Consider the following 24,329-nt stretch of genomic DNA (forward strand, 5'->3'; position numbering starts at 1 on the left):
TTTGCCAAAGGTACACGGGAGAAATTTAATTTAAGTTGGGATCGTCGGGATAAGTTGATAAAACGCGAAAATTACCACCTTTCTGATAAAGTACATTGCGCCACAATTTTCCAGGCTCCTCTTCAAATACATCTTCTATGCGCGCTTGAGAAACCATCCACGCGTTCGACTTTAATTCGCGGTCCAGTTGGCCCGCCGACCACCCCGAATAGCCAATAAAAAACTTAATCTCTTGAAAAGAAATCGTCCCATCGACGACAGCCTCAATCACTTGTTCGAAATCACCAGCCCAAAACAGACCTGGGCTAATTTCTTGCCCCCCTTGAATGAGATCTGGGCGCCGATGAATAAATTGTAATATCGTAGGATCAACTGGACCACCGGCAAATAAGGGAATTTCCCCCATGACTTTGGCATCCATGATGGAGTCTAAAATCACTTCTTGGGGTTGTGTGAGCACCAAGCCAAACGAATGCGAACGCGTATGTTCACATAAAAGAATCACCGCACGTTTAAAGGAAGGGTCTTCCAAAAAAGGCTCGGAAATCAGTAAAACACCTGGTTTCAAGTCAGATGGGCTAGGCATAAAAAAGAAATTTGTAAGTTTGCTGAGAATATAAACGCAAGAACTATGCACGTTTTCCTCTCTTTAGGAGGCAATCTAGGAAATACTCAGGAAATATTTGAAGCTTGTTATCCGATGATTGAAAATAAAGTTGGGGTCATCCTCCAACAATCCAGCCTATACCGTACGGCAGCATGGGGATTGCAAGATCAAGCCGACTTTACGAATCAGGTTATTTTAGTCGAAACAACGCTGAATCCACATACGATTTTAACCGAAATTCAAGCGATAGAAAAGGCTTTGGGCAGGGAGCGAACAATCACGTGGGGACCACGAACATTGGATTTGGATATATTATTCATTGACCAACAAATCATTCAAACGACTGATTTACAAGTTCCTCATCCGCGCATACAAGATCGGAAGTTCGTTTTAATTCCGATGGAGGAAATTGCAGGAAACTTCAAGCACCCGGTATTCAATAAATCCATGATTGAATTATTGGAAGAAACGACAGACGAAACGGCTGTGTCACTTATTCTGAATCCGTAAATTTCTGGGTTGGGAAGCGCCAGCTTTGACCTACGATCTTCTCGTAGTAGCGCTCGTACATCGGCAAGATTTTTTCTAGAGAAAAGTCTTTTGCACGCGCCAAGGCATTTGCCCTCATTTGCAGGTGCAAAGTCTCGTCGGTCAGAATTTTGACTGTATTCGCAACCATATCATCGATGTCCCCAATTTTGCTAACATAACCCGTTACGCCATGGATATTCACTTCCGGAATACCTCCAGCGTCCGATGAAATAACCGGAACTTCACAGGCCATCGCTTCTAAAGCGGCTAAACCAAAACTCTCTTTTTCAGAAGTCAAGAAGAATAAATCAGCAAGAGAAAGCGCCTCCTCTATGGTATCCAATTTGCCCAAGAAACGAACATCCGATGCTACGCCTAAATCACGGCATAAAGCTTCAATACCTGAACGTTCAGGGCCATCACCTACGAGTAAAAGTTTGGATGGAACTTGTTTTTGCACTTTGGCAAATACCTGAATAATATCCTCGATGCGTTTTACTTTGCGAAAATTCGAAGTATGCATCAAAAGCTTTTCGCCGTTTGGACAAATCGCTAATTTAAAGTGCTCTTTGGGTTGCTTTTGAAAACGCTCCAAATCGATGAAATTCGGGATTACCTCAATATTGCTTAAAATCTCAAAAGACGAATAGGTATCATCCCGCAAACTTTCAGAAACCGCTGTGACGCCGTCTGACTCATTGATCGAGAAGGTAACAACCGGCTCAAAAGAAGGGTCACGCCCCACCAAGGTAATATCCGTTCCGTGTAGGGTCGTAATTACGGGCACGTGAATGCCCTTGTATTTCAAGATTTGCTTCGCTAAATAGGCCGCCGAAGCGTGTGGAATCGCATAATGTACGTGAATCAAATCCAATTTTTCATTTACCGTCACATCCACCATTTTGCTGGCTAATGCCGATTCATAGGGCAAATATTCAAATAAGGGATAGGAAGCCACTGATACCTCGTGATAGAAGATATTTTCACTGAAAAAATCCAAACGAGGGGGTTGGGTATAGGTAATAAAATGCACCTGATGTCCAACTGACGCTAAGGCTTTGCCTAATTCAGTTGCAACGACACCACTGCCGCCATAGGTTGGGTAACAAATGATTCCTATTTTCATATTTGAAGATTCAAACGCAAACAAAACTACGACAAATCCCGAAAGGTTCCTGAATAAGCCCTAAATTTGCAAAAATAAAATAAGCTCCTGTGAAGAACATTGTCATTTTTGCCTCTGGCTCTGGCTCAAACGCCGAGAAAATCATCGAACATTTCAAGCAATCCGATCAGGTAACAATTACCCATATTTTTTGTAATAATCCCACGGCAGGTGTGATCGAAAGAGCGGCAAGATTGCAAATTCCTTGTAGCATCTTCTCGCGTGAAGAATATAAAAACGGAACCGTCTTGCGTAAAATCCAATCCCTGCAAACCGACTGGATTATTTTAGCAGGCTTTTTGTGGTTAGTCCCGTCGGAATATGTACAAGCCTATCCGCAACGCATTATAAACCTACATCCTGCATTGCTGCCTAAATTTGGCGGAAAAGGCATGTATGGGCATTTTGTCCACGAAGCTGTTGTCGAAGCAGGCGAAAAAGAATCCGGCATCACCATTCATTACGTGAATGAACATTATGACGAAGGAGCCATCATCTTCCAGAGTTCATTCCCCGTGTTACCGAGTGATACTCCGGAAGATGTAGCTAAAAAAGGGCAGGTATTGGAACACCGCGACTTCCCAAAGGTCATCGAATCGCTTGTTTTACCAGCCACCACCTAATACGCGATACAATTGGATCGCATGCGTCCATCGTTTTCGAGAAATCTCAAGTAGTTCTAATTCAGAACGCAACGCATTTTGCTGCGCTGTCAAAACCTCCAAGTAATTGGCATTTGCAGTTAAAAACAATGTCCCAACCGTATTGATAGCTCCTTTCGTCAGCAATACTTCGCGCTCCTTTAATTGATTCTGTCTTTGCAAATATCCCAACGATTTAACCTCGGTATCCCATTCTAAATATCCTTTGATCAAGGCGTTTTGATAGGCCAAATCTTGTGACTTCCATTGTGCATCCGAACGTAAAATATCAGCAGTTATCGCAGACCGATTTAACCACGGTGCGGTCACCCCTCCCAGCAATTGATAGGCCATCGATGCCGGCAATTGAAATAGATACGCCGGCTGAAATCCTTGAACGCCTAAAATACCCGACAACACAACAGACGGCTTTAGGGCTAATTTGGCACTTTCTTTCGATTCAAATGCGGCCGACAAATTTAATTTTGCTTGTCGGATATCAGGCCGTCTCTCCAACTGATCAATCTGCACATGCGCAAACAAAGTACTATCCAACGTGCATTGAAAAGGGAATGGAGTCCGTTTAATTTTGGCTCCAGGCTTATTTAAATAATAACGAATCTGATTCTCCAATACCGTTATTTGTTGAAGGACATCGCCCTCCTGCGCACGGGAATTCAACAACTGTGCTTCTAATTGTTGGACCGCCGACTCGTTCACGGCCCCGGCTTCTTTTTGAACTTGAACTAGCTCAAAGGCTTTCCGTTGAATCGAAATATTCGTTTTTAAAATCTCCAATTCCTGATCCAAGGAAATCAATTGACCGTAGGCACTCGCAACCTCCGAAACCAACGAAGTAATCAACCACTGCTGGCCAGACTCCGTCGCTAAATACCGTAAAGCACTCGCCTTTTTTCGTTTCGCTAATTTCCCCCAAATATCCCATTCCCAACTTGACTGAATTCCAATCTGTAGATCCGGTAAATTTTCGGGAATTATCTGGTCCTTTGTAATGTTTGTTGAAAATTGCGTGTCATAATTACCTACGCCATCCATGGTATACTTACCGAATCGTTTGAGACTCGGCTGAATGATGCCGGAAACGATTGGCTTACGCAAACCTCGCTGAAACGTAAAATCTGCACGCGACATAGCCAAGTCCAGAAAGCCAATCTTAATGTCGTTGCTTCGCACTAATACAGAATCAATTAGCTGCACGAGTAAACTGTCGCGGCGCCAACAAGCCTGAACATCCGAAACGGAAGTTTGATCATTCACGATGCGATAGCTTTCTAAATCCGCATCGACACGCTTCTGAACGCTTAAGTTGGATTGGCAGGAAAAAAATCCAAAGCCAAATATGATTAACCAAAATCTATTTCTCATTTGTTGACCATTTAGCCGAGAGCGTTGCAAAGACAACATACAATCCCGGAATTACTAATAAACCTCCTACTGTCCCTAAAATCATCCCGCCGGCTGAGGCAGTACCAATTGTCCGGTTTCCAATTGCACCAGCACCCGAGGCAATCATCAGTGGGATTAAGCCCGCGACAAAGGCGAATGACGTCATCAAAATTGGACGTAAACGAGAGAAGGCTCCTTCTTTGGCAGCCTCGATAATCGATGCCCCTTCTTTCTGTTTTGCGATCGCAAACTCGACAATCAAAATCGCATTCTTACCTAATAAACCGATCAACATCACGAGCGCTACTTGCGCATAAATGTTGTTTTGTAGACCAAATAGGTACAAGAACGCATAAGTCCCCATCGCTCCCAATGGTAGAAATAACAATACCGGGAATGGCAACAGGAAGGATTCATATTGCGCCGCGAGTAATAAATACACAAACAAAAGACAGATGGCAAAAATGAAGATAGCTTGATTCCCCGCCAAATCTTCCTCTCGCGTCATCCCTGACCACTCCAGCGTGTAACCTCTAGGCAAACTTTTCGACGCCTCCACCCGAATAATGTCCAATACAGCCCCCGAAGAGAAGCCCGGTGCCGGCTCGCCATTTACCATGGCCGACGTAAACATATTGTAGCGCGTAAATTGCTCAGGACCATAAACTCGTTTCATTTTCACGAAAGATGAATACGGTACCATTTCACCTGCTTTGTTTTTAGCATAAAACTTCAACACATCGTCTGGATGCGCGCGGTAACGTGGATCCACTTGCACCATCACTTTGTACATTTGACCAAAACGAATGAAGTTCGTTGCATAAAAACTACCCAACAACGTTTGTAAGTTATCCATGGCCGGAAGAACATTCACGCCTTTTTGAGCAGCAGCTTCTTGATCTACTTCCAACATATACTGCGGGAAACTCGGGTCAAAACTCGAAAAGGTATTTTGAATCGCTGGCGTTTCGTTTAATTTCTTTGCGAATTCATTGGAAACGGCTGCCAACTTCTGTAAGTCCCCTGAACCACTCCGATCTTGAATTCTAAATTCAAAACCAGAGGCATTTCCAAAACCTGGAACCGCCGGCGGCGGGAAAAACTGAATACTCGCATCCTTAATCCCATTCGTTTTCGAACGAATGATTTCCGTTAATTCATCGACCGTCTCCTTGCGTTCTTCCCACGGTTTCAGCGTGATAATCCCGGTTCCATAAGAAGCCCCTGAACCATCGGTTAATAAACTAAAACCGGCCAACGTAGAAAAGGATTCAATCGCATCTACACCCTTAATGGATTTGAATACCTGATCCATGACACCTTCCGTGCGCTCTAAAGTTGCACCGGCCGGAGTCGTTGCGTTTACATATAGAGTCCCTTGATCCTCCGATGGAATAAATCCACTCGGCACGATACCAGATAAAACTACCGTTCCCACGACCGAGCCCAGCAAAATCAACCACATCAATATTCGCTTACTAATCAAAGCCCCTACCCAAACCAAATACTTTTGCGCGATTTGATCATAGCGGTGATTAAAGGCATGAAAGAATTTACCCAGCCAATTCTTTTGATTGTGCTCTGGCTTTTTCAACAATAACACACAGAGCGCTGGTGTCAAGGTCAATGCTGTCAATCCGGATAATGCAATGGATATCGCCATCGTTACAGAGAACTGGCGGAAGAATACCCCGATCGGACCAGAAAGAAAGGCTACCGGTACAAACACCGCTCCCATCACCAAGGTAATCGCTAAAATCGCTCCAGAAATCTCATGCATTGCCTCTTGGGTAGCAGCAAGAACAGGCATGTCTTTTTCTTCCATTTTGGCATGAACAGCCTCGACAACGACAATGGCATTATCGACAACAATTCCGATGGCTAGTACCAAAGAAAATAGGGTCAACAAGTTGATGGAAAAACCAAAAGCCAACATGAATGTAAACGTTCCTACGAGCGAAACGGGTACCGCGATAATCGGAACAAGCGTCGCCCGCCAATCTTGCAAGAAGATAAAAACAACCAAAGCCACGAGTAAAAACGCCTCGAGCAAGGTCTTGATTACTTCGTGAATCGATGCATCCAAGAAACGGGAAACGTCATACGAAATCGTGAACCCCATGCCTGGGGGGAAGGTTGTCGTTTTCAATTCAGCCAACCGTTTTTTCACGTTGTCAATAACCTCAGCCGCATTAGAACCGGGACGTTGCTTTAATAGAATCGCAGCAGAAGGTCGGCCATTTTCTTTCGAAAGCACATCATAATCCAAGGACCCAAACTCCACTTCGGCCAAATCTTTTAGGCGCAATATTTGACCTGTCTCAGTTGCCTTAATCACTAAGTTTTCATATTCCGCCACCTGCGTAAACTTACCTGTGTAGCGCATGACGTATTGCAAAGCCTGCGGATGTTTTCCTGAACTTTCCCCAATTTTACCGGGCGCTGCCTCCACGTTTTGATTACGTAGGGCTTGAATAACATCATCTGCTGAAAGCTTGTAGGCAAACAAACGATCTGGATGTAGCCAAATACGCATGGCGTATTCTCTTTGACCCATAATATCGGCAAAACCGACCCCATCAATTCGCTTCAATTCCGGAAGCACGTTGATATCCGCAAAATTGTAGATAAACTTCTCGTCGATGTCGGAATCCTCACTCAATAGATTCACGTACAATAACATACTATTTACCTCTTTCTCTGTAATTACCCCGGCTTTAATTACCTCCTCGGGTAATTCATCCAGTACTGTTTGAACACGCGTTTGGACGTTGACCGCCGCGACATCGGGATCGGTTCCCACCTCAAAATATACCTGAATAATACTTGTTCCGTCGTTACCGGAAACTGAGGTCATGTAGGTCATGCCAGCCACGCCATTGATCGCACGCTCTAAAGGAGTAACCACAGCTTTGGCACACACCTCCGCGTTTGCACCCGTATACTTAGTCGTAACGGTTACCGCAGGGGGAACAATATCTGGAAATTGCGTAATGGGCAATTGCTTCATGGCAATCACCCCTAAAATCACGATAAAAATCGATACAACGATCGATAATACCGGTCGGGTTATAAATTGTTGGACCATGTTACAGTGCTTTATAATCAGTTAATAATTGACGCATCGGCTTGAAAGTCGACTTGATTTTTTGGCCCTGTTTCACCAGCTGAATCCCTTCAATTAACACCGTATCTTTCGCAGAAAATCCTGACTTAACAAGGTAAAAATGAGGAATGCGCAAATCTGGAATGATGCTCTTCATTTTGACCATGCCAGCTGCGTCTTTGACAAAAACATAGCTTTTCTCTTGAATTTCAAAGACCGATTTTTGAGGTATCGCCCAATATCCTGAGACCTTTTTAGGCAATTGAACTTTCCCTGAGGCTCCATGGCGAAGCAATTTATTCGGATTAGCGAAACGGGCACGGAAGGCAATATTCCCCGTATTTTTATCAAACTCACCTTCGATTGTTTCCACAATTCCTTTTTCGGAATAGGTCTCTCCATTTGCCAAAAGCAAATCTACCGCGGCTGCTTTATTCACCCCTCCTTTCATACTAAAGGCCAGATATTCCTGTTCGGAAACATTGAAATATGCAAATACACTCGCATTATCAGAGAGTGTAGTCAGCAAAGTTCCCTCATCCACCAAACTACCGCGTTTAAATGGCAGTCGGTCAACCACCCCATCAAAGGGAGCACGAATATTGGAATGATCAACTTTGAGCTCAGCAGTCAGTACATGCGCGAGCGCCTCCTCTCTTTTTGCTTTTAAGCCATCTACTTTGGCTAAGGAAATAGCCAATTGATTTTTAGAAATGACATTTTTATCCACCAGCAAGCGAGTATTCACCAAGGTTAACTCCTCTGCTTTTAATTCCGCAGTAGCTTGACTTAACACGGCCTTCGCACGGGCTAAATCAGCTACATATTCTTGACTATTGATCGTAAACATAATCTGGCCTTTATTCACCCGCTTACCTTCGTCGACCAAAATGCGATCTAAATAGCCTTTGACCCGTGCGCGAATCTCTACATTTTGCACGGCATGAATATCAGCAACAAATTCCTGACGAATCGTGGTATCTAATGAGATCGGGGAAGAAACCTCCAAGGTTTGAATTTCCAAAGCTTCTTCTTTTTTTGCCGTACAGGCGGACAAAAGCAATAGTCCGAATAGGTATTTTTTCATAGCTACTTAGTTTGGCCTTCCTCCGTGTTGTTTATAGGAAGGGGTTTGCGTTTTAAATGTATCGACCCATTCTATATTGGGTTTATTAACTTGGTACTTCGGGGTTTGATTACTAGGTTTCGTTTCTTTGATTTCCACCCGTTTTTCAATCACTATGTTCTCTTTTAATGTCCTATTTATCTGGTTTTTATAGTGCTTCCCCTGAGCCAATCCATTAAAAACCATACAGATAAATACAGACGCATATGCGTATATTTTCATACCGTTCATTTGTATGCTATAAAAGCACACGTTACAAGAAATTATTCTGATTTTGTTTCAATAAGGCACGCGTATTATGCGATGCGGGGTGGGGGACTCACCTGCTCTAGGAGCACATTTAACACGGATTTCTGATACTGATCATCAATGGATTTATCAATAAATCCGTCTTGAGAGTTTTGATTTAAGGCTAAACCAAAATCTTCACTGGCAAAAATATCATCTAAACTATCTTCTTCGAAGGAATCTTCCAAATTCATCTCACAGGCAATGTTACCCTTTTCTCGTATGACATCAAGCGCTAACGAAATGCCATCTTTCGTTAACAAACAAAATAAAAACAAGAAATAAACAACAATTCCTTTCAACATACCTATTCCTTAACCTCTTCATAAGGGACATAATCCCCCTCTAAACTATCTGACTTCGCTTTTTGTTTTGGTGGCACATAATCCACATCAATCGTACCCTCTTTACGAGGATTTGATTTTTGTTGATTGCGAATATCTTGTTCTGACATCTTTCTGTGCACCTGCGTGATGACATACCCCTTCATCAAAAACTTGATTAAGGGCCAAATAATGTAATAAAACAGAAAAATTAAGCCTAGTACTTTTAACATAGTCTTTTAACGACTTAAATATAAGTTTCGCTCTCCATAAACCTTGCGGAAGAAATCGTCCTTCAAATCATCAATGAAGTAAATCGCTTCACCCGTTGACTTCATCTCCGGTCCTAATTCCATATTCACATTCGGGAATTTACTGAAAGAAAACACCGGAATTTTAATCGCGTATCCTTTCTTAACCGGTTGGAAATTAAAGTCTTTCACCTTCTTGTCTCCCAACATCACCTTCGTCGCATAATTCACATACGGCTCTTGGTATGCCTTACAAATAAACGGAACCGTACGAGATGCACGCGGATTCGCTTCGATGATGTAAACTACCTCATCTTTCACGGCAAACTGAATATTCAACAAACCTTTCGTTTTCAATGCTACCGCAATCTTGCGCGTATGATCTTCGATTTGCTTGATGACGTTGTCCGACAAATCAAATGGAGGTAATACCGAGTGAGAATCACCTGAGTGAATTCCTGCTGGCTCAATGTGCTCCATCATACCGATGATGTACACGTCTTCGCCATCGCAAATCGCATCCGCCTCCGCTTCAATCGCATTCTCCAAGAAATGATCCAATAAGATCTTGTTACCCGGAATATCGCGTAAAATATCTACGACATGTTGCTCTAACTCTTGCTCATTGATAACAATCTTCATCGACTGACCACCTAATACATAAGAAGGACGAACCAACAAAGGATACCCCAACTCGCGACCTAAGGCCACAGCATTATCCGCATCTTCACAAACCCCAAACTTCGGATAAGGAATTCCTAAATCTTTCAATAAGCTTGAGAATGCCCCACGATCTTCTGCTAAATCCAACGCCTCATACGAAGTTCCGATAATCTTGATACCGTATTTCGATAATTTCTCAGCTAATTTCAAGGCTGTTTGACCACCCAACTGAACAATCACACCTTCCGGTTTCTCATGCTGGATAATGTCATACACATGCTCCCAGAATACAGGCTCAAAGTATAATTTATCGGCAATATCAAAGTCGGTAGACACCGTCTCTGGATTTGAGTTGATCATGATTGTCTCGTATCCTGCCTCTTTCGCTGCCAAAACACCATGCACGCACGAATAATCAAATTCAATACCTTGACCAATCCGGTTAGGACCTGAACCCAATACAACCACTTTTTTCTTTGGCGTAACTTGTGACTCATTATCCAAGACATCTGTTCCTACTTGACCAAAAGTCGAATAATAATAAGGTGTCTTTGCTTCAAATTCCGCCGCACACGTATCGACACATTTGTAAATACGATTGATTCCCATGGAATTACGCATGTCATAAACCTCTGATTCAAGGCAACGTAACGTATGTGCAATTTGGCGGTCCGCAAAACCTTTGTGTTTTGCTTCTTCCAATAATTCCTTTGGTATATTTGAAATCGTATACTTTTCAACTTCACGCTCCACACGCACTAAATCCTCGATTTGATTCAAGAACCACTTATCGATTTTCGTTGCTTGTTGGATCGTCTTGAACGAAATGCCCATCTTAAAGGCATCGTAGATATGGAACAAACGATTCCAAGAAGGATTCGCCAACGAGTGCATAATCGCATCTTGATCACGCAATTCCTTGCCATCCGCGCCCATACCGTTACGCTTAATCTCTAAGGATTGACACGCTTTTTGCAAGGCCTCTTGGAAGTTCCGACCGATACCCATCGTCTCACCTACCGACTTCATTTGAAGTCCAAGGGTACGATCAGAACCTTTAAATTTATCGAAGTTCCAACGTGGGACCTTCACAATCACATAGTCCAAAGCCGGCTCAAAATAAGCGGAAGTTGTCCCCGTAATCGCATTGGTTAATTCATCTAAATTGTAACCGATCGCCATTTTTGCGGCAATCTTCGCGATTGGATAACCCGTCGCTTTCGAAGCTAGTGCTGATGAACGTGAAACACGTGGGTTAATTTCAATCGCAATAATCTCATCCGTGTCCGGATTTAATGAGAATTGTACGTTACAACCTCCTGCAAATTGACCGATCGCATTCATCATGTTGATCGCCATGTCACGCATGCGCTGGTAAATAGTATCCGGCAATGTCATCGCTGGAGCCACTGTAATGGAATCTCCCGTGTGAATACCCATCGGATCGAAGTTCTCAATCGAACAGATGATAATCACGTTACCTAAATTGTCACGCAACAACTCTAATTCATATTCTTTCCAACCCATGATGGATTGTTCAACCAAAACCTCATGGGTTGGTGAAGCGTGCAAACCTTTATTTAAAGCTGCATCAAAATCTTTGGGATCATGCACAAAACCTCCACCCGTACCACCCAAGGTAAATGATGGACGAATAACCAAAGGGAATCCCGTCTCTTGTGCAATCTCTTTTCCTTCCAGGAATGAACGAGCCGTACGGCCTTTACACACCCCAACACCAATTTCCAACATCTTCAAACGGAACTTCTCACGATCTTCCGTCGTTTCGATTGCTGCAATATCCACCCCAATAATCCGCACCCCGTATTTCTCCCAAATTCCTGCCGCATCACAATCGATCGCCAAGTTCAAGGCCGTCTGTCCACCCATGGTAGGCAAAACCGCATCAATTTTGTGATTTTCTAAAATATGAATGATCGAAGCCTTCTCTAAGGGTTTCAAGTACACATGATCCGCATTCATCGGATCCGTCATGATGGTTGCCGGATTTGAGTTAATCAAGATTACTTCAATGCCTTCTTCACGTAATGATCGTGCGGCTTGAGAACCAGAATAATCAAATTCACAGGCTTGACCAATGACAATAGGACCAGAACCAATAATTAGGACAGATTTAATCGACGAATCTTTAGGCACGAGATGGTATAATTTTAAGAGTATTGATTAGCAAATTGTGAGACCTTAACACTAGGCTCAAAAATTGTACAAAATTAGGGTTTTACGCCCGAAAAGTGAAGCGTTTGTGAAAATAAAATTCACAAGGACAATCCAGCCAAAAAATCCCTTATTTTTGACAATTAAAACCTAAAATCGTGCTAAAAATCTTGGTGGCCTTCGATGAAAATCGGGTAATTGGAAAAAATAATACGTTGATTTGGCATTTACCTGCCGACTTGAAGCGTTTCAAAACCTTGACAACGGGTCACGTGATCATCATGGGCCGCAAAACCTTCGAGTCAATCGGGAAACCATTACCTAATCGGACAAGCATCGTGATTAGTCGGCAGGCCGATTTACAAATCGATGGCGCAATCATCGCCCACTCAGTTGAGGAAGCCATCTTAAAAGCCAAATCCATCACACGAGAAGACATTTACATCGTTGGGGGAGCTGAAATTTATGCCTTGAGTTTACCTTTGGCAGATCAGATATTAGTTACCCAATTGCATGATATTTTTGAGGGGGATGCTTATTTCCCCGAAATTCCCACGGAAACATTTGAGGTCGCGGAAAAAGAACGGGGGATTACGGATGAGAAAAATGCTTATCAATACAGCTACATAACCTATACCCGTAAATGACCCATCAGATTCTATTAAGTGAAACCGCTTTGTCCATCGATGAAACCTACCAGTATCTTCAGGATCCCGAGGCAGGTGGAATTTGCCTATTTGTAGGAACAATCCGAAACAAGAATCAACATAAAGATGTAGAACATTTAACCATGGAGGCCTACTCTGCCATGGCAAAAAAACAAATGGAACGTATTGCGAATGAAGCAGCAGCTCAATGGCCAATTCGGAAGATTAGTGTTTCTCATCGGACCGGCAAACTTGAGATTGGGGATATTGCTGTGATTATTGGTGTCTGTTCAGTTCACCGGGCGGAGGCATTCAAAGCCTGTGAATGGCTCATCGACACATTAAAACAGGAAGTTCCTATCTGGAAAAATGAATTTTACACGGATGGTTCCGCTTGGCTCGTTCCCCATCCTTGATCCACCATCAAATTACACCCGCGTATTTCCGAATTATCGAACCGACCTAAGACTTTAAATCGAATTCCATCTTCTTCCAAAGAACCCAAATCCCGTGTTTCGATGAATGGACATGAATCGATGTTCGCCAAATCGATGATTTGAATACCTCCCACGCGACCCGCTTGTGTTACTTTGGCTAAAGGATCCGTCACTTCGCGCAGTTGAACTCGCATGGAAACACCGGGAGTAAATATTCCATCCGATGTCGCATATGCCTGCGAAAACAATTCGGTCATCCCATATTCCGACGCGATTTGATCAATACCCATGGATGTTTTAAGAAACTCATGTACTCTTTCTCGGATCCATTCTTCTCTTCTCCCTTTCATCCCTCCTGTTTCCATCACGATCAATCGGCCGGCATCCACCGCTTCCTTCCAAAAAGAAAAATCCTGACCTGAGTCTACCCAATCCAATAAACCGAAGGTTACCCCCATCACCCAGATCTTACGATCCGATTGCAGGGCTTTTTTTATTTGGCCAACGAGATCCTCATATTGATTGAGAAAAAATCCGGAAATCGGGGAATTGGATTCTTTGATAAAATAATCCATCATGAAAACGAGTGAAGAAGTACTTCGCTCTAGATAAGATGGCAGCAAGGCGTAAATATGGTAATCGGTCAAGGCGCCATATTGCTCCTCAAAAATACGCTTGGATTGCATTTGGTAAAACGCCGGATCACAAACGGGGTGTTTGGAGGGGATTTGACCCGTCGTCCCCGAACTTTCAAAATCGAATAAAACGGGTGCATTACCGCTTAGCACGCGGTGGTTTTTAAACAATTCAATGGGCAAGAATGGGATATCGGAGATTTCCTTGACAGCCTGGATATCGATTTGCATTAAGTCGATATATTGCCGATACAAAGGATTATATGTCGAAGTAAATCGAAACATTTCCAGAGCGATTGCCTCAAAATCAGCATCCTGCATCGCTAGAACCTTATTTTTAAGATCCAAACGCCAAGAGTCCCACATGTTCAAATCGTCCTGCATCGCTTTTTTTGAATAATCATACAAAATTAAACCAATTCATTAACTTTACGAATTATGAAATGGGGCATTCGCTTTTTCGTTGGTTTATTTTGCTGCACAGGTCTTTTGGCTTGTACAGAAGAACCTCAATGGAGTTTAACTCCAAGCATAAGCTTTAGCCAAATTCAAAAAATCACAAAAATAAGTAACGATGGATTTGGAGGAAAGGCCAAAATTGATTCCGTTGTGATGTCCATTCGCTTTCAAGACGGTGACGGAGATTTAGGCATCACGCAAGCGGAACTAAAGGCTAATCCAACAAAATACAAGGACTTCCGCAATTTCGAAGTCAATGTATTGCTACAAAAAAATGGCAAGTTTATTCCGGTCAACTTTAGTCCAAGTTTAGGGGGACTCATGAATTTCAAATTTAAAGGGGAACAAAAACCCGGGCCGATCGAAGGGACCGTTGATTATTCTACGCAATTCGTTTACGCCTTTTACAAGGGGTATTCACCGCTGTTTACAGCCAAGAACGACACGGTAAAATTTCAAATTTACATTCGAGATAATGCATTACAAACAAGCAATGTGGTAGAAACCGACCCCATTGTTATTTTCCAAGATTAACCTACTTCTAACAAACAATGAATATCAAACACTTTCTTTTAGGATTCCTATTACTAGGATCTTCGCCAGCATTTGCACAAAAAGACATTACTCTTGAAGATATTTGGGCGAAGCCTACTTTCCGTCAAAAAAGCATTCAAAACTTGAATTGGACCCAAGATGGCCAATCGTATTTGGAACTGAAGGAAGGCAAAATCATCAAGTACAATATATTGGATCCGAGCAAGTTCGAAACCTTGTTTGACGAATCGATTCACAAAACAAGCAATGGCGGCACGATTCGCGTTCAACAGTTTTCTATTTCTGCTGATGAACAGACAATTTTAATCGGGACCGCTTCAGAATCCATATACCGTAGAAGTTCGAAGGAAACGAATTACATCTTTACCCGCAGTAAAAATACATTGCAGCTTCTATCGCAAGGGGGCAAACAGATGCATGCAACTTTGTCGCCCGATGGAAAACGCGTGGCATTTGTTCGAGACAACAATCTTTTTTGGACGGACATTCAAACAGGTAAAGAAACCGCTGTAACGACGAATGGGAAATTCAATCACATCATCCATGGAGCTTGCGACTGGGTTTATGAAGAAGAATTCTCATTTGCAAAAGCCTTTACTTGGTCACCCGACAGTAAAAAAATTGCTTTTTACACATTTGATGAAAGCCAAGTGCCGGAATACAATATGCAAATGTGGGGTGATTTATATCCCAAAGATTACCGTTATAAATATCCCAAAGCAGGCGAAGCCAATTCAATCGTAAGCCTTTCGGTAGCTTTATTAGATGAAAATAAAATCCAAGCGGTACAAGTTGGCCCCGAAAAAAACCAATACATCCCGCGCTTAAAATGGACAAAAAATCCAGATGTCGTTGGATTCATTCGCTTGAACCGCTTGCAAAACCACATGGAATTATTGCATCATAGCATTAGCAAAGCAACAACTAGTTTAATCTATGAGGAACATGCAGAAACTTCCATTGAAATTGAAGCCGTAGGCAATGATATTACGTATTTGAATGACGGGAAATCGTTCATTTTTAGCTCGGAGCGGAGCGGGTTTAAACATCTATACGTGGGCGACATCGCTAGTGGCAAATTCACTCCCATCACCACAGGCAACTGGGAGGTAGATGATTTGTATGGATACAATGAAAAAACGAAAACCTTGTATTTTAATTCGGCGGAATTAAGTCCGATCGGCCGACAAGTTTATTCAATCAAATTAGACGGAACGAATAAAAAAACCATTTCAACCTTATCGGGAACGAATACGGCAAGCTTTAGCCCTGACTTTTCTTATTATATTTTGAATAACAGTTCAGCGAAAAAACCCTTAAGTATCGGCTTATACAGTGCTTCAAAGGGTCTCGTGCGTGTCTTAGAAGACAACCAAAAACTACAAGCACAAATCACCGAATATCAAATTTCGCCACGTGAATTCTTTGAGATTCCTTTGGCAAATGGGGATCACTTAAATGCGTATTGGATCAAGCCCACAAACTTTGACCCAAACAAAAAATACCCTGCATTAATGCATGTGTATGGAGGCCCGGGCAGCCAACAAGTGTTGGATTCCTATCCAGGCGGTGATTTTTACTGGTATCAAATGTTGTTGAAAAAAGGCTATTTGATCTATTGCGTGGATAACCGTGGAACGGGTGGACGCGGCGTAGCATTCAAAAAAATCACTTACCAAAACTTAGGACGCATTGAAGTCCAAGATCAAATTTTTGCTGCTAAATTCATCGGCAATCTTCCTTATGTAGATGCAAGCCGTATTGGAATTTGGGGATGGAGCTATGGTGGATTTATGTCGTCTAATTGCTTGATGCAGGGAGCTGATGTATTCAAGGCTGCGATCTCGGTCGCGCCGGTGACCAACTGGCGTTTTTATGATTCGATCTACACAGAAAGATATCAACGCACGCCACAAGAAAACCCGACGGGATATGATGAGAATTCACCGGTTTACCATGTAAACAAATTGAAAGGAAACTTACTATTAGTGCATGGGACAGGAGATGACAACGTACATTTCCAAAATGCGGTGGCGCTCGAAGATGCGTTGATTAAGGCCAACAAACAATTTCAAACATTCTATTATCCAAACCGAAATCATGGAATTTCAGGAGGGAATACACGTTTGCACTTGTATAATATGTTGACAAATTTCTTAGAAAAGAACCTATAGCTTTTTAATCGCTTGGTAAATCGAATCGGTTAGTCGGTAAGTCAGCATCCGTTGGTCCTTATCATCAGCTTGAATATCGAGTACCTGTTCCCCCGGGAACACAAGGCCAAGTGACTTATTTAATCCTTCAATTAATTTAGCCCTGAATTGCCTTTGCGATTCGGGGCTACTTTTATGTTTGCCAAAGAAGGCGACAATTTGATGTCCCGAAACATAGCCCTGTCGGTAATTCAAGCGCAAGAAATCCAAGAATTGCTTTTCGTTTGGACCTAGTAACATGCGCAATTGCTTCCTTTTATTACGTCTTTTCAGCAAAATAAAGAAGCGTAACACGAAAAACACAATCAATACTCCGAAGAAAATCACAGCAAAATCACGGGCCGTATCCAGCAAGGGTTTTTCCATGATGGGACCAAGCGGTGTACTTTCGGCTAGCAAGGTTTTGATGGGAACCTCCACAATCTGGTAGGATCCATAGGGAAATGTCTCCTGGGCCTGAGGCAAAAATAAAGTTGTCCCGTTTACAAATACACTGTATAATATACCCCGATCTTCAATAAATTTTCGAATTTGAAAACGCGCAGGATTTGTCCACAAATAGGCTTTGAACGAATCCTTGACATCTATAATATAGAGTAAATCGTGATTATAGCCAGGAACATCATGTTTAGGAGAAATGACAATATATTGACCCAATGCGAGCATAAAATTACTGGGTTCGCCTGACATCAATTCTTTCAACAAAGGTTCATGAACTTCTCCTAAGCGCTTGAAACTTTTATCTGAAAATTTGAAATCATAAACCGAATAATTTAAATCGAGCGCACCTGCTGATTCCGTCTGATTAATGCGTCGTGCACCAATCGCGACAAAGCGATCTAATTCAGGCAAATAAACGGATGATTTTTTATGAATGGCCTGAGGAATATCACCTTTTGCTAAAATATGCGTCCAATCTTTCGAAACCCAATTAAACTGGGTCATGATATTCGTTGACTGCCAAAATCCATACCCACCAAAACTGTACAAAGTATCCTTTCGCGTAAATTGGGCTGCTTGACAATTTGCTCCACGGTAATAGGTCAAATCCTCTCTTTTAAGCGTTTTAGAGGCCAGATTGAAATGATATACTTGTCCACTGCATTCCATGACCAACAGCGTACCCGGTCTCCCCTTAATTTTGATCGGATTTATAGCATCTGCATTCGAGTATAAATCGGCAGATTTAATATCAACCAAATTTACTTCGCCTAAATCAACCCATTGCCCTTTGACATTGGATTCAAATAAATGATTAGCTACAAAATCAATTTTATAACAGGTTGATACTCCCGGTTCACGCCAAGAAAACACTTGCGCATGCGACAGCAATGGGGCAAATAACAGGGCAAAAAGAATGAAAAGAAGAAATCTAACTCGCATGCATCGAAATATCAAGACCTCAAAAATGCACTTTTTTTATACAAAAATTGAATATTGTTTAGGTAACGGCGGGAAAAATGTAGTAATTTTGTCTTTATGCTATTAAAATAGCGCAAAACCATTCGATTTATGACATTACACCGAGAAGGAAAATCTTTATTAATTAGTTCGTTACTTATTGTTTTAGTGATTAATGGGCTTGTCGCCTATTTTTTCCCAGCGCAAGTTTATTTTCGCGAAAGTGTTGTTGTCATTACATCACTCTTCTTTTTAATTATTCTTCAGTTTTTCCGTGTGCCGAAACGTCATACCGAAATTAACCCCAATCACATCATTGCGCCAGCGGATGGAAAAGTGGTTGTAATCGAAGAAGTCGAAGAGCCCGAATATTTTAAAGGCAAGAGAAAACAAGTTTCCATCTTCATGTCACCGATTAACGTGCATGTGAATTTTAACCCAATTTCAGGGATTGTAACCTATTTCAAATACCATCCAGGCAAATATTTAGTAGCTTGGCACCCCAAATCAAGTACAGAAAACGAACGTACAACTTGTGTCGTTAAACATGAGAATGGTACGGAGGTATTATTCCGTCAAATCGCCGGAGCACTTGCAAAACGCATATGTTGGTACGTTAAAGAAGGCGACCAAGTAACCCAAGGACAAGAATTTGGGTTTATCAAATTTGGTAGCCGCATTGATATCTACCTACCCTTAGATGCTGAAATTTGCGTGAATATTGGGGATAAACCGGTAGGAAGCGAAACGGTTATTGCCAAGCTTCGTTAATTAATCCGAGTATTTTTTCGAGTCCTATTTGGTCAACTTCTGAAAAGTCGTTGAGCAAATCTGAATCGACATCCAATACCATGGTCACACGACCTGCCTGATTTTTCACGGGCAACACAATCTCTGATTTAGATGCAGACGCACAGGCAATGTGTCCCGGGAATTCTTCTACGTCGGGAACGATGATTGTTTCCGCTGTCGTGTAGGCGTGTCCACAGACTCCCTTATGAAATGGAATTCGAGTACATGCAACAGGACCTTGAAAGGGGCCAAGAACTAATTGTTCATCCTTCACAAGGTAGAAACCCACCCAAAAAAATCCAAAAACTTCTTTGATCGCAGCAGCTATGTTGGCGAGATTGGCCGTTAAGTCATTTTCACCCGCAACAAGCCCTTGAATCTGCGGAAAAAGTGCTTCATATTGTTGGGAACGTGAGCCTTGCGGAATAATTAAATCTTCTGCCATCTTAGAAATAACGCTTTAAATAGGATTGATCGGCTGAGCTTAACCAATTGTTCCGGTACTGTTCAACACTTTGTAGCAAGGGCGTAATGATTTGATCTCCGGCTTCTAAAATCCCGGCTTGAACCGCTGATTTTAATTGGCCTAAGCCTAATAATTCGACTTGTTCATTGCGTACAACCGCCACATCCCGACTAAAAAAATCAACCTGCAAGGTTTCGCCTAAAGCCTTAAACCAACGGGTAGATGCATCGATAGAACAACCAGATGCAGCATTCATAGCTTCATTTACGGCAACGATGATTACTTGGTTATACTTTATCTCAAAAGAGGCTTGTAAGGGTGCGCCATGCGCTTCCCAGTTTTGGCAAGATTGAGCGAGTACTTGCTTGATTTGATCAAGTTCTGTTGCGTGTAAGCTGCGTGAAGCCTGGTAGACCCATATACGCGCTTGGCCCGGCATTTCCTGAAAAGGTATATACATCTTATTTTAAACTTTGCTGAACTAATTCAGCTAGATCGACTACTTGGATTTCATGTTCTTTGCCAGATTTGTTCAAGCCATCTTGAAGCATCACCATGCAGAAAGGACATGCCAAAGCTACTTTATTTACGCCAGATTCTAGTATTTCATCCGTACGTTTTACTTGAACTTCTCCCGTTCCAGCCTCAGGTTCTTTGAATACTTGAGCGCCACCCGCACCGCAGCAAAGCCCTTTGGTCCGACAGCTTTTTAATTCCTTTACTTCTTTTTTAAGCCCAGCGATTATTTCACGAGGAGCCTCAAAAATTCCGTTTCCACGGCCTAAATAACAGGAATCATGGAATGCAATCGTCTCAGCCTGTTCATTGAATTGAATCTTACCGGCTGCTAACAAATCAGCCAATAATTGACTGTGATGAATCACTTCATAAGTCCCACCAAGTGAGGGATATTCATTTTTGAGCGTATTAAAGCAATGCGGACAAGCGGTTACGATTTTTTGAACGCCATACATGTTCAACACCTCGATGTTTTGCATCGCCTGCATTTGAAACAAAAACTCATTCCCTGCCCGACGAGCAGGGTCACCTGTACATGCTTCTTCCGTTCCTAAAACGGCAAAATTTATCCCGACATGGTTCAGAATTTCAGCCAATGCACGCGTAACTTTCTTGTGTCGGTCATCGAATGAACCAGCACAACCTACCCAAAACAATAGGTCGGGGCTTTCTCCTTTTGCGGCCCATTCGGCCATCGTGGTCACTTGTAGTTCCATGATTATTTCTTTTTCGCTTCTGCGCGCATTTGTTCGACGGTTAATCGGCTTCCATCATCACTCCATCCTGGAGGGCCAAATAGATAACCGGCCACTTGTTTCATGCTTTTGGCATGAATTAAATCCTTCCCGATTTGCACCCATTCATAGAAGGCAATTTTGGCCGGATTGTAACTTTCAATTTGCTTCGTTAAGCCATAATGTGGACGATCTTTTTCCGTTTGAAAAGATCCAAAAATACGATCCCAAATGATTAATACCCCCGCATAATTTGTATCAAGGTAATCCAAATCGGTACCATGATGTACCCGATGGTGTGAAGGCGTATTGAAAAACTGCTCAAACCAATTAGGCATTTTTTGAATAAACTCTGTATGAATCCAATATTGGTAAAGCAAGCTAGTTTGTTGGAAAAAGAACACAATAAACGGATGAACACCGAGCAAAGGCAACCAAGCCCAAAACAGAAATCCACCGGTTAAATTACCCGTCCACGTTTGGCGTAAGGCAGCTGCTAAATTGTATTTAGGCGAAGAATGATGCACCATGTGAGATGCCCAGTAAAAACGTACTTCATGGGAAATGCGATGCACCCAATAATAAGTCATGTCTTCCGCAAGAAAGGCAAATACCCAAACCGGCCACCAATTGAATTGGAAGTCGGCCACACGCCAATGATCATAGACATAGAAATAAGTAACAAAGGCTAGACTTTTGGTAATCGTACCTACAGCCAAATTACCTAAACCAAGGCCAATGGAAGTTAGTGAGTCTTTGGCCTCGATAAAATCACGATGTTCTTTGTAGGCAAGCCAGGATTCAAATAGTACCGTAATCAGAAAAAACGGGACAGCGTATAAAATTAGTTGAGGGGTCATAGTTTCTTAATAAAATCGAGGGAAGCTTGAATCGGTAAATCGACACGTTTCCCTAAGATATCGGACGTAATTACATGATAGCCTGAAAGTGGGAATGCCTGTTCTTTTTTAATTACACTTCCTAATTTTAGGAACATGTCGCGCATGGCTTGCACGGAAACGACATTATCTTGATGCGCTTCGTCTTGATAGTAATAACTTAAGAACACAGGTACTTTCACATTTTCAAAGGTTTCGTCGGTCATTGCATGCGTCAAGAAATTTTGAATCGCAACGATGCCTTCTAGGCGATAATGTAAACTCCAAAAGTTTTTATGTCCCGGACTCACGGAAGGGATATCACGAAAATCGGATTGCATAACGGTGCGAGCTAATTGCAATCCCCATGGATTATCAACGAGCGGCGCTGTCGGGTCTTTGATGGCGATACATGGGCCATATAACATCAAGGCCTTCAATTCTGGGTGTTTGGTCGCGAGGACTAATGACATCGCTCCCCCAAAAGAAGTACCCAAAACAATAACCTCATCGCCTAATTTTTTCGCAAGGGCATAATAGTTCTCTACGCTTTGGTAGAATTTATCGGCAGATGCTTTGGCCATGGTAGAATCGGTAGGGAACTCACCATGATCTTCAATGCGGGCTAAAACGAGATTAGCATTCAATGCTTTGGCCACCGATTTATGCAAGGGATTTCCTTCCATAGGAGACGCAGAGAACCCGTGAATGTACAAAACAACCGTCTTTGTTTTTTGGGGATTCGCCGAATCTGCATAGATGATTTGACCTTGGTTATCAGGCTTCAAATTTCCATTTTCAGCTTCTTTGGCTTGTAAAAAAGCTCTGATGGCTTGAGGTTCATTGGGAATATTATTCCAAGATGGACCTGGAAAAGTTGGGGCATCCGGATGAGGGCCTACGAAATAAAGGCCTACTAAAACAACAATGGCAATGAGGATTTTCTTCATGATTTGGCCCAGTTTAGTCGGTCGCTTGGATTAAATTTCCAAGGAGCTTGATTGGTTTCAATATTGGCAAACATCGCATTCCACGCCCCTGGAGCATCAGATTGTTCCATGATTTGGTAGCGACGTAAAGCCAAAATAATTTCTAGAGGTGATAATTGGATCGGGCAGGCCTCTACGCATGCTTGACAAGTCGTGCATGCCCTGAGTTCTTCAGCGGTAATGTAATTTCCTAAAAGTATATTGGTGGAATTGGGGTCTTTTTGAAGTTCTTCCAAACGATCCCGCGTATCCATCATAATTTTCCGAGGAGACAAGGCCTTACCTGTCTGATTCGCTGGGCATTGTTCCGTACAACGACCACATTCGGTACAACTGTAGGCATCTAATGTATTCTTGATCGTTAGGTCTTTGATATCTTGTGCCCCAAATTTCAAATCAGGGTTACTAGGTTCGCCAGGCTTACCCAACATGATGTTGACCTCATTGGTTACATGTGGCATTTCCGACATCTGTGCGCTAGCATCTAGGTTCGAATAATAAACGGCAGGGAAGGCGAAAAAAATGTGCAAATGTTTCGAATAGGTCACATAGAGCGCAAAAAACAGGATTCCGATGATGTGAATCCACCATGCACTTTGCTCAATGATATGCAGATTTTCTTCCGGCAGGAATGATTTAAGATGACGTGAAATAACAAAGGATTGATCCGGGTCGGCGGCGTTCATGATATATAGCGCCGACATGAGGACTAATTCAATGATTAAAATTTGCATCGCATCTTGGATGGGGAAGCCTTTTAATTCACGATGTGCCGCGGAGTCTAATCGAGGAACTTGTTTGCTTACTCGGCGCAAGATAAATACCAAACAGGCTAGTACCACCCCGCCAGCGAGTATTTCAAAAAAATTGATAATTACGGGATAAAAATCGCCTAAAAAAGGAGCAAAAATTCGATGAGTTCCGAGCATTCCATCGAGGATAATTTCGAGAATTTCGATGTTAATTAACACAAATCCCAGGTAAATCAACAGGTGCATTGTGCCGACAAACGGCTTCTCAAACATCTTCTTTTGCCCTAAAGCAAGCAATAGAACGCGTTTCCAGCGTTCCTTTGAATTCGTAATACTTATTGGCTTTGCGAGATGTATTGTTTTTGCAATTAGTCCAAAACGCCTTGCTATCAGATAGCCCATGGCTAGAAGTAGTGCGATGAAGCTTATTTGAGTCATGTTGATTGTGTTCTGGGTAAACGCTGCCGGGGTCTACGACCCCGGCAGCGTTACCGAAATCCACCACCAAACTAGCTCAAAAACATGAGAGAAAAAAATCAAAATCATGATAATTTTTATCTATTTATTTC

24 protein-coding genes are annotated in these 24,329 nt (G+C 42.4%); 7 read left to right on the forward strand and 17 right to left on the reverse strand.

Annotation, left to right across the window (positions count from 1 at the left end):
• Window positions 1–25: 25 nt before the first annotated feature.
• Window positions 26–586, reverse strand: a complete 561-nt coding sequence (locus PQG45_RS10185; protein ID WP_316070809.1) for a YqgE/AlgH family protein — start codon at window positions 584–586, stop codon at window positions 26–28.
• A gap of 45 nt (window positions 587–631) precedes the next feature.
• On the opposite strand from PQG45_RS10185, the gene folK reads away from it, so the two are divergent.
• Window positions 632–1,117, forward strand: coding sequence for a 2-amino-4-hydroxy-6-hydroxymethyldihydropteridine diphosphokinase (gene folK / locus PQG45_RS10190; protein WP_316070810.1), 486 nt, complete (start codon window positions 632–634; stop codon window positions 1,115–1,117).
• On the opposite strand, the gene bshA is transcribed toward folK, so the two are convergent.
• Window positions 1,101–2,264: an N-acetyl-alpha-D-glucosaminyl L-malate synthase BshA gene (gene bshA, locus PQG45_RS10195; protein ID WP_315576891.1), complete on the reverse strand. Its 1,164-nt coding sequence runs from the start codon at window positions 2,262–2,264 to the stop codon at window positions 1,101–1,103. The two genes, folK and bshA, sit on opposite strands and share 17 nt — an antisense overlap.
• Window positions 2,265–2,353: 89 nt before the next feature.
• Between bshA and purN the strand changes: the two genes are divergently transcribed.
• On the forward strand, window positions 2,354–2,926 hold the full coding sequence (gene purN / locus PQG45_RS10200; RefSeq protein ID WP_316070811.1) for a phosphoribosylglycinamide formyltransferase: 573 nt from the start codon (window positions 2,354–2,356) through the stop codon (window positions 2,924–2,926).
• On the opposite strand, the gene PQG45_RS10205 is transcribed toward purN, so the two are convergent.
• From PQG45_RS10205 to carB, 7 genes are all read right to left on the reverse strand, one after another.
• Complete coding sequence (locus PQG45_RS10205; protein WP_316070812.1) at window positions 2,909–4,330, reverse strand: TolC family protein; 1,422 nt, start codon at window positions 4,328–4,330, stop codon at window positions 2,909–2,911. The two genes, purN and PQG45_RS10205, sit on opposite strands and share 18 nt — an antisense overlap.
• A complete protein-coding gene (locus tag PQG45_RS10210; protein ID WP_316070813.1) occupies window positions 4,320–7,439 on the reverse strand; it encodes an efflux RND transporter permease subunit in 3,120 nt (1,039 codons plus the stop codon). The genes PQG45_RS10205 and PQG45_RS10210 overlap by 11 nt, the downstream gene beginning before the upstream one ends.
• Window position 7,440: 1 nt before the next feature.
• Complete coding sequence (locus PQG45_RS10215) at window positions 7,441–8,544, reverse strand: efflux RND transporter periplasmic adaptor subunit (protein ID WP_316070814.1); 1,104 nt, start codon at window positions 8,542–8,544, stop codon at window positions 7,441–7,443.
• A gap of 6 nt (window positions 8,545–8,550) precedes the next feature.
• On the reverse strand, window positions 8,551–8,805 hold the full coding sequence (locus PQG45_RS10220) for a hypothetical protein (RefSeq protein ID WP_316070815.1): 255 nt from the start codon (window positions 8,803–8,805) through the stop codon (window positions 8,551–8,553).
• Between the two features lie 74 nt (window positions 8,806–8,879).
• Window positions 8,880–9,176, reverse strand: coding sequence for a hypothetical protein (locus PQG45_RS10225; protein ID WP_316070816.1), 297 nt, complete (start codon window positions 9,174–9,176; stop codon window positions 8,880–8,882).
• A 2-nt stretch (window positions 9,177–9,178) separates the two neighbouring features.
• Entirely contained in the window at window positions 9,179–9,427 is a 249-nt protein-coding gene (locus tag PQG45_RS10230) for a hypothetical protein (RefSeq protein WP_315576878.1), read from the reverse strand.
• Window positions 9,428–9,433: 6 nt separating this feature from the next.
• Window positions 9,434–12,265 carry a carbamoyl-phosphate synthase large subunit gene (gene carB / locus PQG45_RS10235; RefSeq protein ID WP_316070817.1) on the reverse strand — a complete coding sequence of 944 codons (2,832 nt, stop codon included), beginning with the start codon at window positions 12,263–12,265 and terminating at the stop codon, window positions 9,434–9,436.
• A 176-nt stretch (window positions 12,266–12,441) separates the two neighbouring features.
• On the opposite strand from carB, the gene PQG45_RS10240 reads away from it, so the two are divergent.
• Both PQG45_RS10240 and PQG45_RS10245 read left to right on the forward strand, forming a co-directional pair.
• The gene (locus PQG45_RS10240; RefSeq protein ID WP_315576874.1) at window positions 12,442–12,930 is read left to right on the forward strand and encodes a dihydrofolate reductase; all 489 of its coding nucleotides are present in this window, start codon (window positions 12,442–12,444) and stop codon (window positions 12,928–12,930) included.
• On the forward strand, window positions 12,927–13,346 hold the full coding sequence (locus tag PQG45_RS10245; protein WP_316070818.1) for a molybdenum cofactor biosynthesis protein MoaE: 420 nt from the start codon (window positions 12,927–12,929) through the stop codon (window positions 13,344–13,346). Before PQG45_RS10240 ends, PQG45_RS10245 begins: the two co-directional genes overlap by 4 nt.
• Here PQG45_RS10245 and PQG45_RS10250 read toward each other — a convergent pair.
• Window positions 13,307–14,410 carry a LuxE/PaaK family acyltransferase gene (locus PQG45_RS10250; protein ID WP_316070819.1) on the reverse strand — a complete coding sequence of 368 codons (1,104 nt, stop codon included), beginning with the start codon at window positions 14,408–14,410 and terminating at the stop codon, window positions 13,307–13,309. The two genes, PQG45_RS10245 and PQG45_RS10250, sit on opposite strands and share 40 nt — an antisense overlap.
• A 30-nt stretch (window positions 14,411–14,440) precedes the next feature.
• Between PQG45_RS10250 and PQG45_RS10255 the strand changes: the two genes are divergently transcribed.
• Both PQG45_RS10255 and PQG45_RS10260 read left to right on the forward strand, forming a co-directional pair.
• Complete coding sequence (locus PQG45_RS10255) at window positions 14,441–14,995, forward strand: hypothetical protein (protein WP_316070820.1); 555 nt, start codon at window positions 14,441–14,443, stop codon at window positions 14,993–14,995.
• A gap of 17 nt (window positions 14,996–15,012) precedes the next feature.
• Window positions 15,013–17,190, forward strand: coding sequence for a S9 family peptidase (locus PQG45_RS10260; RefSeq protein WP_316070821.1), 2,178 nt, complete (start codon window positions 15,013–15,015; stop codon window positions 17,188–17,190).
• Here the strand turns inward: PQG45_RS10260 and PQG45_RS10265 are convergent.
• Entirely contained in the window at window positions 17,185–18,612 is a 1,428-nt protein-coding gene (locus tag PQG45_RS10265; protein ID WP_316070822.1) for a hypothetical protein, read from the reverse strand. The genes PQG45_RS10260 and PQG45_RS10265 overlap by 6 nt on opposite strands.
• Window positions 18,613–18,741: 129 nt before the next feature.
• Between PQG45_RS10265 and PQG45_RS10270 the strand changes: the two genes are divergently transcribed.
• Window positions 18,742–19,401, forward strand: coding sequence for a phosphatidylserine decarboxylase family protein (locus PQG45_RS10270; RefSeq protein ID WP_316070823.1), 660 nt, complete (start codon window positions 18,742–18,744; stop codon window positions 19,399–19,401).
• Here PQG45_RS10270 and PQG45_RS10275 read toward each other — a convergent pair.
• The 6 genes from PQG45_RS10275 to PQG45_RS10300 are packed head-to-tail and all read right to left on the reverse strand — an operon-like array spanning window position 19,382 to window position 24,198.
• Window positions 19,382–19,867: a GAF domain-containing protein gene (locus tag PQG45_RS10275; RefSeq protein WP_315576861.1), complete on the reverse strand. Its 486-nt coding sequence runs from the start codon at window positions 19,865–19,867 to the stop codon at window positions 19,382–19,384. The two genes, PQG45_RS10270 and PQG45_RS10275, sit on opposite strands and share 20 nt — an antisense overlap.
• A gap of 1 nt (window position 19,868) precedes the next feature.
• The gene (locus tag PQG45_RS10280; protein WP_316070824.1) at window positions 19,869–20,348 is read right to left on the reverse strand and encodes a hypothetical protein; all 480 of its coding nucleotides are present in this window, start codon (window positions 20,346–20,348) and stop codon (window positions 19,869–19,871) included.
• 1 nt (window position 20,349) lies between these two features.
• The gene (locus tag PQG45_RS10285) at window positions 20,350–21,123 is read right to left on the reverse strand and encodes a (Fe-S)-binding protein (protein WP_315576858.1); all 774 of its coding nucleotides are present in this window, start codon (window positions 21,121–21,123) and stop codon (window positions 20,350–20,352) included.
• A 2-nt stretch (window positions 21,124–21,125) separates the two neighbouring features.
• Window positions 21,126–22,001 (reverse strand): sterol desaturase family protein, encoded by an 876-nt coding sequence (locus tag PQG45_RS10290; RefSeq protein WP_316070825.1) that lies wholly within the window; start codon window positions 21,999–22,001, stop codon window positions 21,126–21,128.
• Window positions 21,998–22,969, reverse strand: coding sequence for an alpha/beta hydrolase (locus PQG45_RS10295; RefSeq protein ID WP_316070826.1), 972 nt, complete (start codon window positions 22,967–22,969; stop codon window positions 21,998–22,000). The genes PQG45_RS10290 and PQG45_RS10295 overlap by 4 nt, the downstream gene beginning before the upstream one ends.
• A complete protein-coding gene (locus tag PQG45_RS10300; RefSeq protein ID WP_315576852.1) occupies window positions 22,966–24,198 on the reverse strand; it encodes a (Fe-S)-binding protein in 1,233 nt (410 codons plus the stop codon). Before PQG45_RS10300 ends, PQG45_RS10295 begins: the two co-directional genes overlap by 4 nt.
• Between the last annotated feature and the right edge of the window lie 131 nt (window positions 24,199–24,329).

Source organism: Aquirufa regiilacus, assembly GCF_032470275.1.
Classification (GTDB): domain Bacteria; phylum Bacteroidota; class Bacteroidia; order Cytophagales; family Spirosomataceae; genus Aquirufa; species Aquirufa regiilacus.

Bases quoted from the DNA above. Each gene is read 5' to 3' on its own strand.
- PQG45_RS10185 (WP_316070809.1), bottom strand. From the start codon at position 586: ATGCCTAGCCCATCTGACTTGAAACCAGGTGTTTTACTGATTTCCGAG.
- folK (WP_316070810.1), top strand. From the start codon at position 632: ATGCACGTTTTCCTCTCTTTAGGAGGCAATCTAGGAAATACTCAGGAA.
- bshA (WP_315576891.1), bottom strand. From the start codon at position 2,264: ATGAAAATAGGAATCATTTGTTACCCAACCTATGGCGGCAGTGGTGTC.
- PQG45_RS10205 (WP_316070812.1), bottom strand. From the start codon at position 4,330: ATGAGAAATAGATTTTGGTTAATCATATTTGGCTTTGGATTTTTTTCC.
- PQG45_RS10210 (WP_316070813.1), bottom strand. From the start codon at position 7,439: ATGGTCCAACAATTTATAACCCGACCGGTATTATCGATCGTTGTATCG.
- PQG45_RS10215 (WP_316070814.1), bottom strand. From the start codon at position 8,544: ATGAAAAAATACCTATTCGGACTATTGCTTTTGTCCGCCTGTACGGCA.
- PQG45_RS10220 (WP_316070815.1), bottom strand. From the start codon at position 8,805: ATGAAAATATACGCATATGCGTCTGTATTTATCTGTATGGTTTTTAAT.
- PQG45_RS10225 (WP_316070816.1), bottom strand. From the start codon at position 9,176: ATGTTGAAAGGAATTGTTGTTTATTTCTTGTTTTTATTTTGTTTGTTA.
- PQG45_RS10230 (WP_315576878.1), bottom strand. From the start codon at position 9,427: ATGTTAAAAGTACTAGGCTTAATTTTTCTGTTTTATTACATTATTTGG.
- PQG45_RS10245 (WP_316070818.1), top strand. From the start codon at position 12,927: ATGACCCATCAGATTCTATTAAGTGAAACCGCTTTGTCCATCGATGAA.
- PQG45_RS10255 (WP_316070820.1), top strand. From the start codon at position 14,441: ATGAAATGGGGCATTCGCTTTTTCGTTGGTTTATTTTGCTGCACAGGT.
- PQG45_RS10260 (WP_316070821.1), top strand. From the start codon at position 15,013: ATGAATATCAAACACTTTCTTTTAGGATTCCTATTACTAGGATCTTCG.
- PQG45_RS10265 (WP_316070822.1), bottom strand. From the start codon at position 18,612: ATGCGAGTTAGATTTCTTCTTTTCATTCTTTTTGCCCTGTTATTTGCC.
- PQG45_RS10270 (WP_316070823.1), top strand. From the start codon at position 18,742: ATGACATTACACCGAGAAGGAAAATCTTTATTAATTAGTTCGTTACTT.
- PQG45_RS10275 (WP_315576861.1), bottom strand. From the start codon at position 19,867: ATGGCAGAAGATTTAATTATTCCGCAAGGCTCACGTTCCCAACAATAT.
- PQG45_RS10280 (WP_316070824.1), bottom strand. From the start codon at position 20,348: ATGTATATACCTTTTCAGGAAATGCCGGGCCAAGCGCGTATATGGGTC.
- PQG45_RS10285 (WP_315576858.1), bottom strand. From the start codon at position 21,123: ATGGAACTACAAGTGACCACGATGGCCGAATGGGCCGCAAAAGGAGAA.
- PQG45_RS10290 (WP_316070825.1), bottom strand. From the start codon at position 22,001: ATGACCCCTCAACTAATTTTATACGCTGTCCCGTTTTTTCTGATTACG.
- PQG45_RS10295 (WP_316070826.1), bottom strand. From the start codon at position 22,969: ATGAAGAAAATCCTCATTGCCATTGTTGTTTTAGTAGGCCTTTATTTC.
- PQG45_RS10300 (WP_315576852.1), bottom strand. From the start codon at position 24,198: ATGACTCAAATAAGCTTCATCGCACTACTTCTAGCCATGGGCTATCTG.